General features: G+C 67.5%; 15 protein-coding genes and 1 tRNA gene. 4 read left to right on the top strand and 12 right to left on the bottom strand.

All coding sequences use genetic code 11. The features are described 5' to 3' along the window. Window positions 1-154: 154 nt before the first annotated feature. The 12 genes from H9658_RS00455 to thrS form a co-directional block, all read right to left on the bottom strand. Window positions 155-1615, bottom strand: coding sequence for an undecaprenyl-phosphate glucose phosphotransferase (locus H9658_RS00455; RefSeq protein WP_179565367.1), 1461 nt, complete (start codon window positions 1613-1615; stop codon window positions 155-157). A 317-nt stretch (window positions 1616-1932) separates the two neighbouring features. After that, the gene (locus H9658_RS00450) at window positions 1933-3360 is read right to left on the bottom strand and encodes a GumC family protein (RefSeq protein WP_179565674.1); all 1428 of its coding nucleotides are present in this window, start codon (window positions 3358-3360) and stop codon (window positions 1933-1935) included. Then, window positions 3342-4043 carry a polysaccharide biosynthesis/export family protein gene (locus H9658_RS00445; protein ID WP_191823975.1) on the bottom strand — a complete coding sequence of 234 codons (702 nt, stop codon included), beginning with the start codon at window positions 4041-4043 and terminating at the stop codon, window positions 3342-3344. Before H9658_RS00445 ends, H9658_RS00450 begins: the two co-directional genes overlap by 19 nt. Window positions 4044-4654: 611 nt before the next feature. Beyond that, window positions 4655-4731: transfer RNA gene (locus H9658_RS00440), tRNA-Pro, on the bottom strand. A gap of 97 nt (window positions 4732-4828) precedes the next feature. Continuing rightward, entirely contained in the window at window positions 4829-5185 is a 357-nt protein-coding gene (locus H9658_RS00435) for a MerR family transcriptional regulator (RefSeq protein WP_009597860.1), read from the bottom strand. Beyond that, window positions 5166-5465: an integration host factor subunit alpha gene (locus H9658_RS00430; RefSeq protein WP_003466661.1), complete on the bottom strand. Its 300-nt coding sequence runs from the start codon at window positions 5463-5465 to the stop codon at window positions 5166-5168. The genes H9658_RS00435 and H9658_RS00430 overlap by 20 nt, the downstream gene beginning before the upstream one ends. A gap of 21 nt (window positions 5466-5486) precedes the next feature. Then, on the bottom strand, window positions 5487-7865 hold the full coding sequence (pheT, locus tag H9658_RS00425; RefSeq protein ID WP_191823974.1) for a phenylalanine--tRNA ligase subunit beta: 2379 nt from the start codon (window positions 7863-7865) through the stop codon (window positions 5487-5489). 121 nt (window positions 7866-7986) lie between these two features. After that, window positions 7987-8982, bottom strand: a complete 996-nt coding sequence (pheS, locus tag H9658_RS00420; RefSeq protein WP_191823973.1) for a phenylalanine--tRNA ligase subunit alpha — start codon at window positions 8980-8982, stop codon at window positions 7987-7989. Window positions 8983-9183: 201 nt separating this feature from the next. Further along, window positions 9184-9543 (bottom strand): 50S ribosomal protein L20, encoded by a 360-nt coding sequence (gene rplT / locus H9658_RS00415; RefSeq protein ID WP_003466653.1) that lies wholly within the window; start codon window positions 9541-9543, stop codon window positions 9184-9186. A 10-nt stretch (window positions 9544-9553) separates the two neighbouring features. After that, window positions 9554-9751, bottom strand: a complete 198-nt coding sequence (gene rpmI, locus H9658_RS00410; protein WP_002811096.1) for a 50S ribosomal protein L35 — start codon at window positions 9749-9751, stop codon at window positions 9554-9556. Between the two features lie 513 nt (window positions 9752-10264). Further along, window positions 10265-10804 carry a translation initiation factor IF-3 gene (gene infC, locus H9658_RS00405; RefSeq protein WP_080601535.1) on the bottom strand — a complete coding sequence of 180 codons (540 nt, stop codon included), beginning with the start codon at window positions 10802-10804 and terminating at the stop codon, window positions 10265-10267. Window positions 10805-10852: 48 nt separating this feature from the next. Then, window positions 10853-12757 carry a threonine--tRNA ligase gene (gene thrS / locus H9658_RS00400; protein ID WP_179565376.1) on the bottom strand — a complete coding sequence of 635 codons (1905 nt, stop codon included), beginning with the start codon at window positions 12755-12757 and terminating at the stop codon, window positions 10853-10855. Window positions 12758-13219: 462 nt separating this feature from the next. Between thrS and H9658_RS00395 the strand changes: the two genes are divergently transcribed. From H9658_RS00395 to H9658_RS00380, 4 genes are all read left to right on the top strand, one after another. Beyond that, complete coding sequence (locus H9658_RS00395; protein ID WP_191823972.1) at window positions 13220-14284, top strand: LacI family DNA-binding transcriptional regulator; 1065 nt, start codon at window positions 13220-13222, stop codon at window positions 14282-14284. A 260-nt stretch (window positions 14285-14544) separates the two neighbouring features. After that, complete coding sequence (locus H9658_RS00390; protein WP_191823971.1) at window positions 14545-14844, top strand: hypothetical protein; 300 nt, start codon at window positions 14545-14547, stop codon at window positions 14842-14844. Further along, window positions 14844-15107 carry a hypothetical protein gene (locus tag H9658_RS00385; RefSeq protein WP_179565676.1) on the top strand — a complete coding sequence of 88 codons (264 nt, stop codon included), beginning with the start codon at window positions 14844-14846 and terminating at the stop codon, window positions 15105-15107. The genes H9658_RS00390 and H9658_RS00385 overlap by 1 nt, the downstream gene beginning before the upstream one ends. Before the next feature lie 10 nt (window positions 15108-15117). Next, window positions 15118-16689 carry a PepSY-associated TM helix domain-containing protein gene (locus H9658_RS00380; protein WP_191823970.1) on the top strand — a complete coding sequence of 524 codons (1572 nt, stop codon included), beginning with the start codon at window positions 15118-15120 and terminating at the stop codon, window positions 16687-16689. Window positions 16690-16704 lie beyond the last annotated feature (15 nt).

Here is a 16704-nt window from a genome sequence, read left to right as displayed (position 1 = left end):
ATGGCGGAACGCCCCGCGTGCACGACACGGCGGCAAGCGACCTCGATGGCGCCGCGGCCCGCGGCCCAGCCGCCGCCGTCCCCGCCACCGGCGGCGACGACGGGGCGGCGCCGGCAGTGGGGACGGTCGGCGCGATAACGGTACATCGGGCGCATCAGTAGGCGGTCTTCTGCCCGAGCACCTTCACTGCGGTGAGCACGATGATCCGCGTATCCAGCCACAGCGACCAGCGGCGGATGTAATCCAGATCGTATTGGATGCGCTTCTTCATCGTCCGCAGCTCCGGCGTCTCGCCGCGGAACCCGTTGACCTGGGCCCAACCGGTGATGCCCGGCTTGACGTAGTGCCGCTGCATGTAATGGTTGATCAGCTTTTCGTAGTGGGTGTTGTGCTGCGCCGCATGCGGCCGCGGCCCCACCACCGACATGCTGCCGCCGAGCACGTTGAACAGCTGCGGCAGCTCGTCCAGGCTGCTGCGGCGCAGGAACGCGCCGAACGGGGTGACCCGGCTGTCGCCGCGCTTGGCCTGCACCACCACGTCGCTGGGTTCCTGCTGCACGCGCATCGAGCGGAACTTGTACATGTAGAACTCGCGCCCGCCCAGGCCATGGCGGCGCTGGCGGAAGAACACTGGACCCGGCGAACTCAGCTTCACGCCCACCGCGATCGCCAGCATCACCGGCCACAGCATCGCCAGCGCGGCCAGCGCGACCAGCTTGTCCTGCAGCGCCTTGGCGACCACGAAGTAGGTGTTGCGGTCCACCCCGCCCTGGCGCAGGTTGATCACCGGCACGTTGCCGATCTGGTCGCCGGACTGGTTGAGCATGCCGAAGTCGAACAGGTCCGGGATCAGCCTGACCTGGATCGGATAGCGGTCCATCTGCTGCAGCAGCTGCTTGATGTGGTCGCGCTCGCCCAGCGGCAGCGAGATCCATACCTGCTCGACCTCGTTGTTGTTGAGGTAGTCGATCAGCGACTCCGGCGTGCCGGCCCCCAGGCACTGCAGCTTCTTCGGATGATCGGCCACCGACAGGTCGTAGTCGCTGCTGAAATAGCCGACCAGTTGCATGCCCACCCACGGATTGCGGCTCAGGTAGTTGTGGATCTTGACCACCGGATGGCGCAGGCCGACCACCACCACGCGCTGCACGTCCACGCCTTCCGAGCGCAGGTGGTTGAGCACGCCGCGCACCATGGTGCGCGAGACCAGCAGGGTGGCCAGGCTGGTGGCGAACCACAGGCCGATCCACAGCCGCGAGACCTGCTGCCCGAACTGCACCACGAAGGCATGCACCGCGAACAGCGCGAACACGCCGCCGCAGGCCAGGCTCAGCACCATCATCTCGCGCATCAGGCCGCGTCCGCGCCAGCTGCGATACAGCGGAAACAGCGCGAAACAGATCACCGCGTACAGCAACGTGGTGCCGATCGCGACGCGGTAGGACGCTTCCGGCATCCAGTTGCCGAACAGCAGCCGGTGGGTCAGCAGCGCACCGGCGACGATGACCGTCAGATCCGATACGCGTAGCAGGATATCCGCCGCGGCTGCATATTTGGACAGCAGGCGGGGGGACGACGTTGTATAGGTGGCGCTACTCAGGTCTGCCAGAAGCATGGTCGGGATTCCTATCCAAACTCGGTCGGTGGCATGCGGGGGAACATGCGACGTATGCGAGCCTCGATCTCATCTGCCAGTGGACCGCTGCGGTGCCTTCCTCACCGACCCCAGGTCCACGGCAGCCCATGTTTATTTCAACAGAACCGCGACTGCGTACAACCGGTCAGGAAAATAATGGAACACCTCTGTACTTAGCTGAACCACGTATCACCTCACTGAAGAATTTGCGTAGGAAACATGACGATGTGCCTGCGTCGTCGCATCGGTCGCGACCGCGGTCACGGCGCATCGCAGCAGACGTCGCGCCGCGCGCTTCATGCCGCGGCCGCCGCCTGCGCTTCGCGCAGGAAGTAGCGGATCAGGGCGATGGCGATCGCCGAGAACAGGCCGAACACGAACGCCAGCGCCAGGTTCAGCAAGGTCTTCGGCGAACTCGGCTTGCCCGGCACGTCGGCGCGGTCGACGATCGACACGTTGTTGGTGCCCACGTTGCCGGCCACGCCGATCTCCTTGTAGCGCTGCAGCAGCGCGTCGTAGAGTTGGCGGTTGGTATCGGCTTCGCGCCGCAGCATGTTGTAGCGGATGCTGCGGGTCTGCAGATCCAGCTCGTCGTTCTTCAGGCTGGAGATGCGTTCGGACAACAGCGTCTCCTGCTGCCGCGCCGCTTCGTAATCGTTCTTCAGCCCGCTGCGGATGTTGGCGATCTCGTTGCCGATCTGGCGCTTGGTCTCGGCGATCTGGTTCTGCAGGCGCTGCATCTCCGGGTAGCCCGGCTGGAAGGTGGCCAGCTTCTGCTGGTAGTCGGCCGCCAGCTTGGCCTGCTCGGCGCGCAGGCTCTGGATCAGCGGGCTGCTGATCACCTGCGGCAGGCCCATGCCGTCGCCGATCCCGGCCTGGCGCCAGGCCGACTCGGCCTTGATCCGCGCATCCTGCGCGGCGGCCAGGCGCACGTTCAACTCGCTCATGTTCTGCGTCGGCAGCGACGGCTTGTCGTCGCCCAGCGACACGATCTGCTCCTTGCTGGAGTAGTCGACCGCGTTCTTCTCCGACTCTTCCACCTTGTCGCGCAGCTGCTCCAGCCGCTCGGACAGGTACTTGGCGGCGAACGAGGACGCCTGCAGGCGCCGCTCCTGGGTCGAGGCGATGAACATCTTGGCGTAGGTGTTGGCCACGCGCGTGGCCAGCACCCGGTCGGGCGAATCGAAGTTGATCCGCACCAGCCGCGAATCGCGCACCGGCTCGATCGTCAACGCGTCCAGCACCGGGCCGACCAGCGCATTCTCGGCCGCGGCGGCGCGCGCCTCCGGCGACGGAGCACGGCCATCGCCATTGCCCTGCAGCTTCTCCAGCGCCTCGTCGACCAGCGGCTTGAACGTCGGGTCCTGGGTCAGCCGCGCCTCGCGGATCACCGCCCGCGCCAGCGAACGGCTGCCGAGCAGCTCGTACTGGGTCTGGTAGAAATCGCGATCCTGCGGCGATTCCACCGGCATCAGGTTGGCCACGTTGGTGACGTTCAAGGACTCGCGCTCGATCTGCAGCACGCTGGTGGCGCGGTACTTGGGCGTCATCAATAACGTTACCAGCAGCGCCAGCGCGACGACCGCCACGGTCAGGCCGACGATCAGCCAGCGCTGCCGGTACAAGGCGTTCCAGTAGTCCAGCAGGCTGATGTCGGCCGGGCTCAGCGGCGCCGAGGAGGTGCGGGTGTGCATGCTCGAGGAACTCATCGGTATGCCCGCCAGACCATGACGAACGGGGTCAGCTGCACCATCGTGCGCAGCACGACGAGCGCATCGGAGCGGTACACCACGACGATGTCGCCGCCATAGATTTCAGGATCCGGCGAGACGCCCTTCTGGATATCGCGCAGATCGAAACGGGCCAGCATCTTCTGACCGCCGACGTTGCGGAACACCACCACGTTGCCGCGGCTGGCCACATCGCTGACGCCCTTGCCCAGCGACAGCGCCTGCTGCAGGGTCAGCGCCGAACCGGCGATCGGGTAGATGCCCGGCTCGCCTACCGCGCCGGTGACGGTCACCCGGTTGCCGGTGAACTCGTCGACCAGCACCGACACCTGCGGGTTCTGCAGATAGCCGTTGCGGTAGCGTTGGGTGATGTCCTTCTGCAATGCGTTGACGCTGAGTCCGGCGGCCTTGATGTCGCCGACCAGCGGCAGCGAGATGCGGCCCTCGTTGTCGACCCGCACCTGGCGCTCCAGGTCGTCCACCTGGAACACCTTGACCGTCAGCAGGTCGCCGGGGCCGAGCAGGTACTCCGGCTGCCCCATGGAGGCGGCCAGCGGATCGCCTGCCGGCAATTCCGTCAGCATCTTCGGCCCGGTGCTGCTGCACCCGGACAGGAAGACCAGACAAGAAAGGGCCAGACACAATGCCCAGTTGAGCGTACCGGAGAGTTTACCCATGCGCGATGCAGACGCCCTCTGTCGAGTGGTTTTGGGAACGCCGCACTCCTCTATCCGGCCAGCGCTCCATCACCGGTCGGGTAAGACGATTGCAGTGTCATTTCCTGCCTGGGACGACCGCCCAGGCCAACAGCGAAGCCTCGTGTTGCAGTGCACTATGGCACAGCTACCCGCCCTCACCAAGACATCTTGCGGCATTTTTTTGACGCTATACCGCGTGGATTCAAGTACATGTCCGAATATTCAGCATGTTCAACGAAGCCACGTCGCAAAATACACGACGTTAACGTGACGCATGTCAAGGCGTTGACGGTCCTCGTCCGCAGTTCGCTGCCGGATTTCCGTCCCGGTCGTCGCAGGCCCCGCGGCGGCCGCAGCAGGCATCGCATCGACCCGAGCGCGTTTGTCTACACCCTCGTCCGAACGGTCCTGCAGCCGATCCGCGATGGGACGGCACCAGTGGCGCGCGCCGCCAGCGTCGCCGCTGGGGCGAGCACTGCGGCGACTGCCTGCCGATCGTTGATACGCCGGCCGCATGTTTGTGGCGGCCCGGACGGCCCACCCACCGCAAAACGAAAAAGGCCCATGTCGCTGACATGGGCCTTCGAAGATGGTCGGGGTAGCCGGATTCGAACCGACGACCACTAGTCCCCCAGACTAGTGCGCTACCAGGCTGCGCTATACCCCGGTAAAAACTCCGCCGTTGCGGCGGTCCCGCCTCGCGGCGAGCTGGCAATTATAGCGGGATTGGCGCGGCCATTCCTAGCCGGTCGCGCGGTTGCCGCTCAGCGCCGCAGCAACTGCAGCACTTCTTCCAGTTCCTGCCGCACCTGCTTGATGATCTGGTTGCTCAGCGCCGACTCCTGCCGCGCGCCCTCGCCTTCCAGGCGCAGACGCGCGCCGCCGATCGTATAGCCCTGTTCGTACAGCAGGCTGCGGATCTGCCGCACCATCAGCACGTCGTGGCGCTGGTAGTAGCGGCGGTTGCCGCGGCGCTTGACCGGTTCCAGGCTGGGGAATTCGGTTTCCCAGTAGCGCAGCACGTGCGGTTTGACGTCGCACAGCTCGCTGACCTCACCGATGGTGAAGTAGCGCTTGGCCGGAATCGGCGGAAGTTCGCGGTTACTGCCCGGGTCCAGCATAAGCCTCCACTCGCTCCTTGAGCTTCTGTCCCGGGCGGAAGGTCACCACCGTCCGCGCCGAGATCGGAATTTCTTCGCCGGTCTTGGGATTGCGACCGGGCCGTTGGTTCTTGCGGCGCAGATCGAAGTTGCCGAAACCGGACAGCTTCACCTGCCGTCCCTGCTCCAGCGCATCGCGCAGCACATCGAAGAAAGCATCGACGAATTCCTTGGCCTCGCGCTTGTTCAGCCCGACTTCGTCGAACAACCGTTCGGCCATTTCCGCTTTGGTCAACGCCATTGCCCTGCTATCCCCTACGTCTCAGCCGCGAATCCGCGCATCGTGTTCGCGCGCCAGCGCCGCCACCGCATCGGCGACCACGGCATCCACATCGCGATCCGTCAGAGTGCGCGAGTTGTCCTGCAAAATCAAGCCCATAGCGAGACTCTTGAAACCCGCCTCGACCCCCGGCCCGACGTAGCGATCGAACAGCACCACGTCGCGCAGCAGCGGACCGACCGCGCCGCGCACGCTGCTCGCCAGCGCCGACCAGGCCACCGCCTCCGGCACCAGGAAGGCCAGGTCGCGGCGTACCGACGGGAACCGCGACAGCTCGGCGGCACGCGGCAGCGCGCGCGCCGCCAGCGGCGCCAGATCCAGCTCGAAGCCGAGCACCTCCACGTCGACCTGCATGGCTTGCAGCAGGCGCGGATGCAACTGGCCGATCCAGCCAATCCGCGCGCCATCGCGGTACACGTCGGCGGAACGGGTCGGATGCGCGAACGGCAGCGCCGACGGACGGTAGTCCAGGCGCGCGCCGGCGGCGCTGGCCAGCGCGTCCAGGTCGCCCTTCAGGTCGTGGAAGTCGACCTTGCGCGCCGGCACGCCCCACTGCAGCGCGTCGGCATCGCCACACACCGCGGCGGCCACGCGCTGCGTCTCGGTTGGCGCGGCGCCGGCCGTCGCCGCGGCCTCGAACACCTTGCCCAGCTCGAACAGGCGCACCCGCCCGGCCTGCCGGGCGACGTTGCGGCCCAGCGCCGCGACCAGCCCCGGCAACAGCGACGGACGCATCACCGCCAGTTCGGCGCTGAGCGGGTTGGCCAGCGCCACGCGTCCGGCGTCCAGGCCCCACTGGTCGAGCAGCGCCGCATCGACGAAGGCGTAGTTGATGGTTTCCAGCATCTCGCGCGCGACCAGCTGGCGGCGCACGCTGGATTCGTCCAGCTGCGTCTCGCTGCCCATGGCAATGCGCGAGGCGCCGCCCGGCAGCGTGGTCGGCAAGCGGTCGTAGCCGTGGATGCGCGCCAGCTCCTCGATCAGGTCTTCTTCCAGGGCGATATCGAAGCGGCGGCTGGGCGCCGTGACCTGCCAGCCATTGCCGGTTGCGACGACCTCCATGCCCAGCGCGCGCAGGATGCGCTCGACGTCGGCGTCGACGATCTCGATGCCGAGCACGCGCACGATGCGCGCGCGGCGCAGCGTGATCGGCGCCGGCGTCGGCAGGTGCTCGCGCAGCTCGGCCTCCACCACCGGGCCGGCGCGGCCGCCGGCCAGTTCCAGCACCAGCCGCGTCGCCAGTTCCAGCGCCGGCCGCGGCAGCGCCGGATCCACGCCGCGCTCGAAACGGTGGCCGGCATCGGTGTGCAGGCCGAGCTTGCGGCCGCGGCCCATGATCGCCGCCGGCGCGAAGTGCGCGGCCTCCAGGAACACATGCCGGGTCGCATCGGTGACGCGGGTGTCGTGGCCGCCCATCAAGCCGGCCAGCGCGACCACGCGGTCGCCGTCGGTGACGGCCAGGAAGCTGTCGTCGAGCGTCGCGTCGCGGCCGTCGAGCAATTTCAGCGTTTCCCCGGCACGCGCGCGGCGCACGCCGACCGGGCCGCGCAGCGTCTCCAGGTCGAAGGCATGCATCGGCTGGCCCAGTTCCAGCATCACGTACTGGGTGATGTCGACCAGCAGCGACACCGGGCGCACGCCGCTGCGGCGCAGGCGTTCGGCCATCCACAGCGGCGTCTTCGCCGCCGGGTCGATATCCTCGACGACGCGGCCGCAGTAGCGCGGCGCATCGCCGCCCGCCTGCAGGCGCACCTCGAGGTGGCGCTCGCTGGCGATGGCGACCGGCTCGGCCGCGAACGGCAGCACTTCGCTGGCGCAGGCCGCGGCCACGTCGTAGGCGATGCCGCGCACGCCGAAGCAATCGGCGCGGTTCGGGGTCAGCTTGATCTCGATGCTGGCGTCGGGCAGGCCCAGGTACTCGGCCAGCGCCTGGCCGATCGGCGCGTCGTCGGGCAGCTCGAACAGGCCCGACGCATCGCTGTCCAGGCCCAGCTCCTTGGCCGAGCACAACATGCCGTTGGACTCCACGCCGCGCAGCTTGGCCGCCTTGATCGCGATGCCGCCGACCTGGGCGCCGACCAGCGCCAGCGGCGCGACCAGCCCGGCGCGCGCGTTGGGCGCGCCGCAGACGATCTGCAGCAAGCCGCCCTGCCCGGCATCGACCTGGCACACCTGCAGCCGATCGGCTTCCGGATGCCGCACCGCTTCGACGATGCGCGCCACCACCACCTGCTGCAGCGATTCGCCGAGCGGCGTGACCTCTTCGACCTCCAGACCGATGGCGGTCAGGGTCGCGGCCAGTTCATCGCGCGTGGCCTGGGTGGGGACGTGGCTGCGCAGCCAGTTTTCGCTGAATTTCATGAGAGGCCGGGATTGGGGAGTCGGGATTGGGGATTCGCAAGAGCGGGTTCATGCGGGACTGGTGCAATCGGGAGGAACCCGCTTTCGCGAATCCCCAATCCCGACTCCCCAATCCCGGCCCTCAGGCGAACTGCCTAAGGAACCGCACATCGTTCTCGAAGAACGCGCGCAGGTCGTTGACGCCGTAGCGCAGCATCGCGAAGCGCTCCACGCCCATGCCGAAGGCGAAGCCGGTGTAGCGTTCCGGATCGATGCCGACGCTGCGCAGCACGTTCGGATGGACCATGCCGCAGCCGAGCACTTCCAGCCAGCGGGCGCTGCCGTCGGGCTGCTGCCAGGCGATGTCCACTTCCGCGCCGGGTTCGACGAACGGGAAATAGCTGGGGCGGAAACGCATCTCGAAATCGCGCTCAAAGAACGCGCGCACGAACTCGGACAAGGTGCCCTTGAGGTCGGCGAAGGTGGAATGTTCGTCGACCAGCAGGCCTTCGACCTGGTGGAACATCGGCGAATGGGTCTGGTCGCTGTCGCTGCGGTAGACCTTGCCGGCGGCGATCATGCGCAGCGGCGGCGCGTGCTCGCCCATGTAGCGCACCTGCACGCCGGAGGTATGGGTGCGCAGCAGGCGCCCGTCGCCGAAGTAGAAGGTGTCGTGCATCGCCCGCGCCGGATGGTGCGGTGGAAAGTTCAGCGCTTCGAAGTTGTGCCAGTCGTCCTCGATCTCCGGGCCGTCGGACAGTTCGTAGCCCAGCCGCGCGAAGATCTCGGTGATGCGCTCCAGCGTGCGCGTGACCGGATGCAGCCCGCCGCGTTCGCCGCGCCGGCCCGGCAGGGTCACGTCGATGCGCTCGGCGGCCAGGCGCGCATCCAGCGCCGCGCCTTCCAGCAACGCGCGGCGTTCGGCCAGCGCCGCGGAGACCGCATCGCGCGCCTGGTTGATCGCCTCGCCGGCCAGCTTGCGCTGCTCGGGCGGCAGCGCGCCGAGCTGTTTCAGCTGCGCGGTGATGCTGCCGCTCTTGCCCAGCAGCGCGACACGCAGCTGCTCCAGCGCTTCGGGACTGGCCGCCGCGGCGATGTCCGCCAGCGCCTGCCCGCTCAGGGATTCGATCTCACTCATTGCACTCGCGCCTCACTTCAGCCGACCACCCCGACCCGGATCCTGCGCCCGGGAGACACCCCGCGACAGGATCGATCCCGCAATCGGGATGCACAAAACGCAAAAAGGGGAAGGACTCGCGCCCTTCCCCTGCATGTCTGCGATGGCTCCCTCGCCGAATACCCGCACATGGATGCGCGGGCTCCTGCGAGGGACTCGCACTTATGCCGCCAGCGCGCCCTTTGCCTTCTCAGCCAAGGCGGCAAAGCCCTGCGCGTCGTGCACGGCGATGTCCGCCAGCACCTTGCGATCCAGGGTGATGCCAGCCTTGAGCAGGCCGTTCATGAAACGGCTGTAGCTCAGGCCATTGATGCGGGCCGCCGCGTTGATGCGGGTGATCCACAGCGAACGGAACACGCGCTTCTTCTGCTTGCGGCCGATGTAGGCGTACTGCTGCGCCTTGATCACCGCCTGCTTGGCGACGCGGAAGACCTTGCGACGGGCGTTGTAGTAGCCCTTGGCCAGGTTCAGAACTTTCTTGTGACGACGGCGTGCCTGGACGCCACGTTTTACTCGAGCCATGGTTCAGTCCTCAGAGGTAAGGCAGCATACGGTCAAGACGGCCAGCGTCCTCGGCACGAACATGGTTCGTCTGCCGCAGGTTGCGCTTCCGCTTGGTCGCTTTCTTGGTGAGGATATGGCTACGGTTGGCGTGGCCGCACTTGTACTTGCCGGAGGCGGTCTTGCGGAAACGCTTGGCCGCCGCCCGGTTGGTCTTGATCTTGGGCATTGCAATGTCCTTGATGGTGTTTTGTCACTGGTCAGGGCGGTGGCTGCGCCACGCTTTCCGTCCGTGCCCGTACCGGCTTGTAAGCCCTTGATCCTCAAAGAATCAGGGCGGGTCCTATTGCCGCGTTGACGGCAAACCCGATGTACTGGGCCGCGCATTATGCCAGGGCTTGGAATGCCTTGCAAATCATGGATTTCCCGGGCGCCGGGAATCGGGAATCGGGAATCGGGAATCGGGAATCGGGAATCGAAAAGGCTGCGGCATCGCGGGTGCTTGCGCCATCAGACGGGGACGCGCTCGCAGTGCGCTGCTGCCTCGAACGGATGCCGGCCCCGCCATGCATGGGCACCGGACGCATGGCGGGCGACTTGCCCCCGGACAGCGCGCATCCACGCGCTGCCACCGCCAGGCGGCGGCAGCAAGCGACGATCGGAAAACACGAAGGGCGCCAGCAGGCGCCCGGCAGCGGCCGCGCTCCCGCACATGGGCGGGGGCGCGATCCTGAACTGCTGGTCAGCGCTTCTTCGGCGCGATCATCATCACCATCTGCCGGCCTTCCAGGCGCGGACGCGATTCGATGACGATGTCTTCGCCGAGGTCGGCTTCGATCCGCGACGCCATTTCGCGCCCGAGTTCCTGGTGGCTCATCTCGCGGCCACGGAAACGGATGTTGACCTTGACCTTGTCGCCCTCTTCGAGGAAGCGACGCATGTTGCGCAGCTTGATCTGGTAATCGCCCTCGTCCGTGACCGGACGGAACTTGATTTCCTTGATCTCGACCTGCTTGGTCTTCTTCTTGGCTTCGTTCGCCTTCTTCTGCTGCTCGAACTTGAACTTGCCGAAGTCCATGATCTTGCAGACCGGCGGATCGGCCTGCGGCTGGATCTCGACCAGGTCGAGCCCATCCTCTTCGGCCAGCGCCAACGCTTCGTCGCGGGTCAACACGCCGACCATCTCGCCGTCCTTGCCGATCACGCGAACGCGCGGGACACGGATCTCTTGGTTCTTGCGGTTCTGTTTGTTGTCAGGGGTACTGATGTTGCAATCTCCCAGGGGAATCGGACCGACGCGGGCGGAGGCTCCGCCCGCATCGGGGTTGTCTTACGCCAGTTGCTCGGCGCGCAGCCGTTCGGCGAAGGCGGCAACCGACATGGTTCCCAGATCCTCCCCCGATCGCGTGCGGACTGCAATGGCGCCGTTTTCCTTCTCGCGGTCGCCCGCCACCAGCAGGTACGGCACCCGCTGCAGCGTGTGTTCGCGAATCTTATAGCCGATTTTTTCGTTCCGCAAATCGGCCTCGATGCGGAAGCCTTGATTTGCAAGGAGTTTCCGCACGCTGTCTACATAGTCGGCCTGGGCATCGGTGATGTTCATCACCATTGCCTGCACCGGCGACAGCCAGGCCGGGAACGCGCCGGCATGGTGTTCGATCAGGATGCCGATGAACCGCTCCATCGAGCCGACGATGGCCCGGTGCAGCATGACCGGGTGCTGCTTCTGGCTGTTCTCGTCCACGTACTCGGCGCCGAGGCGGCCGGGCATCATGAAGTCGACCTGCATCGTGCCCAGCTGCCAGGTGCGGCCGATCGCGTCCTTCAGGTGGTACTCGATCTTGGGGCCGTAGAACGCGCCCTCGCCCGGAAGCTCCTGCCATTCCACGCCGCAGGCGCCGAGCGCGGCGCGCAGCGCGGCCTCGGCCTTGTCCCAGGTCGCGTCGTCGCCCAGGCGCTTTTCCGGGCGCAGCGCGATCTTGATCTGGATGTCGTCGAACCCGAAGTCGGCATACACCTTCAGCGCCTGCTGGTGGAACGCGGTGACCTCGGCCTCGATCTGCTGCTCGGTGCAGAAGATGTGGCCGTCGTCCTGGGTGAAACCGCGCACGCGCAGGATGCCGTGCAGCGCGCCGGACGGCTCGTTGCGGTGACAGGCGCCGAACTCGCCGTAGCGGATCGGCAGGTCGCGGTAGCTGTGCAGGCCCTGGTTGAACACCTGCACGTGGCCGGGACAGTTCATCGGCTTGACCGCGTAGGTGCGCTTCTCCGACTCGGTGAAGAACATGTTGTCCTGGTAGTTGTCCCAGTGGCCGGACTTCTGCCACAGCGACACGTCCAGGATCTGCGGGCAGCGCACCTCGCCGTAGCCGCTGTCGCGGTACACGCGGCGCATGTATTGCTCGACCACCTGCCAGATCGACCAGCCCTTCGGATGCCAGAACACCAGGCCCGGGCCCTCCTCCTGCAGATGGAACAGGCCCTGCTGCTTGCCGATCTTGCGATGGTCGCGCTTGTCCGCTTCCTCCATGCGCAGGATGTAGGCGTCCAGCTGCTTCTTGTCGGCCCAGGCGGTGCCGTAGATGCGCTGCAGCTGCTCGTTCTTGGCATCGCCGCGCCAGTAGGCGCCGGAGATGCGGGTCAGCTTGAACGCCTTGAGGAAGCGCGTGTTGGGCACGTGCGGGCCGCGGCACATGTCCACGTATTCCTGGTGGTAGTACAGGCCCATCGCGGTGACGTCGTCGGCCATGTCCTCGATCAGGCGCAGCTTGTAGTCCTCGCCGCGCTGGCGGAACAGCTCGATCACCTCGGCGCGCGGGGTGACCTTCTTGACCACGTCGTAGTCCTGCGCGATCAGCTCCTGCATGCGCTTTTCGATCGCCGCCATGTCCTCGGGGGTGAACGGGCGCTCGCTGTAGATGTCGTAGTAGAAGCCCTCGGCGATGACCGGGCCGATCACCATCTTGACCTCGGGATACAGCTGCTTGACCGCATGGCCGACCAGGTGCGCGCAGGAGTGGCGGATGATCTCCACGCCCTCGGCGTCCTTGGCGGTGATGAGGCGCAGGCTGGCGTCGTGCTCGATGAGGTCGCAGGCGTCGACCAGGCGGCCGTCGACCTGGCCGGCGATGGTCGCCTTGGCCAGGCCCGGGCCGATGGACTGGGCCACGTCCATGGGGCTGACGGGATGTTCGAATTCGCGGCGGCTGCCGTCGGGGAGCGTGATCGTGATCATGGGAGTCGGCAAGAAGGAAAGCGAGGCGGGCTGGGCGTTTCCCGCGGCGCGCCGGAAGCCGGCGGCACAAGGCGCGGGATACAAAGAAGGCGCCACAAGGGCGCCTGCTCGGACAGCCTTGGACGGGGTTTCATGCTGGGGCGGTGGTAGTGCTCATGTCGCACGCTCGGCCGGCGTTGCCGCGGGCCACCCGTAGTTCCGCATTGAAGAGAGACCAAATGGTAACGCATTTGGGTGGTTTGTGGATTTGAAGGGGGTGGAAGCGCGGGACTCGGGACCCGGAACCGGGGACTCGGAAAGGCGCTTGGCTGGCGTTGATGGTGTGCGTGGCAATCGACGGTCAAGGCCTGCAGCGCGGTGGCAACGAAGCTGCACGGGCTGTGCTCTTCCGGGTCCCCGGTCCCGAGTCCCGCGCCCCACCCCACGCTGCGCCGCAGCAAGTGCTATCCCGTACGCCATGGCATGCTTCGGCCTGTTTCCCCTGCACTGCGAGCGCCCGTCATCAAAGGCAAGGCCACATCGCTCGATATCGCCTACCTGGCGGGCGTATCGCAGCCCACCGTCTCGCGCGCACTGCGCGGCAGCCCGGCGGTCAACGAGCAGACCCGGCGCAAGATCCTGGCGATCGCCAACGAGTTGAACTACAAGGTCGACAAGCACGCCTCCAGCCTGCGCCTGCGCAATGCCGGCACGCTGGCGCTGCTGTTCTTCGAAGACCCGACCACCGACGACTCGCTGATCAACCCGTTCTTCCACTCGATGCTGGGCTCGATCACCCGCGCCTGCGCGCGCCACGGCTACGACCTACTGGTGTCGTTCCAGCAGCTGTCGGACAACTGGCGCGCCGACTACGGCGACAGCCAGAAGGCCGACGGCCTGATCCTGCTCGGCTATGGCGACTATCTGCAGGCGCAGCAGCGGCTGCAGCATCTGGTCGAGCAAGGCACCCACTTCGTGCGCTGGGGCGCGGTGCTGCCCGGGCAGCCGGGGGTGTCGATCGGCAGCGACAACTTCCAGGGCGGCCACGACATCACCGCGCATCTGCTGCAACAGGGCTGCCGGCGCATCGCGTTCCTTGGCGACGCCTCGAACCACTACCCCGAGTTTCTCGAGCGCTACCGCGGCCATGCCCAGGCGCTGCATGCGGCCGGATCGGAGCTCGCGCCCGGCCTGCAGGTGGACGCGATCACCACCGAGCAGTCCGGCTACGAAGCGGCGCAGGCGCTGCTGCGCGGCGGGGAGCGCTTCGACGCGGTGTTCGCCGCCAGCGACCTGATCGCGATCGGCGCGCTGAAGGCATTGCGCGAACACGGCCTGCGCGTGCCCGAGGACGTGGCCCTGGCCGGCTTCGACGACATCCCGATCGCCGCCTGTGTGGCGCCGGCGCTGTCGACCGTGCAACAGGACACCAAGCTGGCCGGCGCGGTGCTGGTCGAGACCCTGCTGGCGCAGATCGCCGGCCGACCGGTCGAGAGCCGCACCCTGCCGGTGACGCTGGCGTTGCGCGGTTCGTCGCTGCGCAGCTGATCCCTCACCGGCGCGCGGACGCAGCCGCAGACGCTCCATTCGCGCCGGGCAGACACGCCACGCGCATCCGCCGCGTTTTCCTTACGAAAGCAGAATGATTATCATCCGCGAGAGAGTGCCGCGGATCGCCGCGGCTGCACGCCGCCGCCTGGAATGCCGATGCCCCCTGCCCGTCCCGCGTCCCACCCGACCTCCGCCCTCCCGCCGGCAACCGCCGCAGGCGGCAGGCCGCCGCGATCGGCAGCATGGAGCGGCACCCGATGAGTACGGCCATTGCCGGGATTGTCCTGGCCGCCGTATGCGCGGCGCTGTCCGCGCTGGCGCTGTACGCCGGCTCGCCGAACTGCCGCCTGGCACCGCTGCGGCGCCTGCGCCGGTTCGGCAACGGGCTGGGCCTGGCGCTGGCCGGTGCCTCGCTGGCGGCGTGGATCGCGCAGTTGGGCGTCGGCGCCGGGCTGTGCGCGATGCTCGCCAGCTGGATGCTGGCGCTGATGCTGGTACCGACCGTCGGCGCCCTGCGCGGCGAGACGGGCGATACCACACGGAGCCGGCCGCGATGATGTGGAGCCGCGGGCTGGCCGGGCTGATTCCCGGCTTCTTCCTGGCCGCCGCGCTGACCGGCCTGGTCTGCTGGCTGCCGCCGGGGCCGTGGCAGCAGGCGCTGGTCCCCGCGCTGATCGCGTTCGTGCCGCTGTGGGTGGGCGTGGCGATCGGCGCCTATTGCTGCGCCAGCGGGCGCCGCGCCTGGAGTTGGTTGAGCGCGCTGGCAGTGGCCGGCTTCGCCCTGCTGTGGGCGCTGAAGGCGCTGGGCTGGGCGCAATGAGGACATCCGCATGAAACTGCAAGCCGCCACGCTGCGGACCTTCACCGCCCTGCACACCTGGATGGGCCTGGTCGCCGGCTTCGCCTTGTTCGTCGCCTTCTATGCCGGCGCGATCACCGTGTTCCACCACGACCTGCCGCGCTGGCAATCGCAACAGGTGGTGCCGGTGCAGACCGTGGACGATGCGCAGCGCCTGCTCGACGCGACGTTGGCGCGGCATCCGCAAGCCAAGCCGATGCTCGGCATGCTGTTCCCCAGCAGCGAATTTCCCAAGGCGCTGATCTACTGGCCCGATGCCGAGGGCGTGTGGCAGATGGCCACGCTCGACGACCTGGAGGGCGGGCCGGAACTGCCGCAGGCGGGTCTGGCCACCCTGGTCAACGAACTGCACTACACGCTGGGCCTGCCGGTGGCCGGCGTCTATCTGATGGGCATCGTCAGCCTGTTGTATGCGGTGGCGATCGTGTCCGGGGTGATCATCCATCTGCCGAAGCTGCTCAAGGACCTGTTCGCGCTGCGCCCGGGCCGCAATCTCAAGCAGTTCTGGCTGGATGCGCACAACGTGGTCGGGGTGCTGAGCCTGCCGCTGCACCTGATGTTCGCGGTGACCGGCGCGATATTGTGTCTGTCGCTGGTCCTGATGGCGGCGCTGAATCCGCTGGTCTTCGACGGCAAGGTGCAGGACGCGGTGCCGGTGGCGATGGACACCGCGCCGGTGCGCAGCGCCAGCGGCACGCCGGCGCCGGTGGGCACGCTGGCCGACTGGAGCACGCGTGCCGTCGCCGAGGCGCGGCGGCAAGGACTGCACGATTTCGCGCCGGTGTACATGAAGCTGCAGCACGCCGGCGACCGCAACGCGACGGTGGAAATCAGCGGCGAGTCGCCCGGCACGCTGGGACCGACCGGGACGGTGGCGCTGGACGCGGCCAGCGGCAAGGTGATCGCCACCCAGCTGCCCGGCCGCCGCGACGCCAACCATGCCACGCTGACCTCGGCCTATGCGCTGCATTTCGGCGAATACGGCAATGCGCTGGTGCCGTGGCTGTACTTCCTGCTCGGCATCGGCGGCGCGTTCCTGTTCTACTCGGGCAACCTGCTGTGGATCGAATCGCGGCGCAAGCGCCGCCAGGCGCAGCAAGGCCGCGCGCAGATCAACATGGCGCGGGCCACGGTCGGCGTGTGCATCGGCCTGTGCGTGGCGATCTCGGCGGCATTCGTCGCGGTGCAGGTGCTGGAACGGATCGCGCCGGACGCGGTGGATGCCGGCATGCGCTGGACCTGCTTCGGCAGCTGGGCGCTGTGCGCGCTGTGGGCGGCGCTGCGCGCGCCGGCGCAGGCCGCGCGCGAGCTGTTGTGGGCCGCCGCCGCGGTGACCGCGGCGATCCCGCTGGCGCACGGCCTGGCCAGCGGCTGGTGGATGTGGAGCGCCGCCGCCGCCGGGCAATGGCCATTGTTCTGGGTCGACGGCATGGCCGTGGCGATGGCAGTGGGCTTCGCCGCGCTGGCACGCGCAACTGCGCGCCGCGCCCGGCATGGCGAACCGAACAGCGTGTGGGCCGAGCCGCAGCCGTCGGTCGCGTGAACACTGCCAGCTTCT

The sequence above is a fragment of the Xanthomonas bonasiae genome, from assembly GCF_014836395.1.
Lineage (GTDB): Bacteria > Pseudomonadota > Gammaproteobacteria > Xanthomonadales > Xanthomonadaceae > Xanthomonas_A > Xanthomonas_A bonasiae.
The sequence above is the reverse complement of the archived record's forward strand: the minus strand, read 5'-3'. Positions and strand labels throughout refer to the sequence as shown.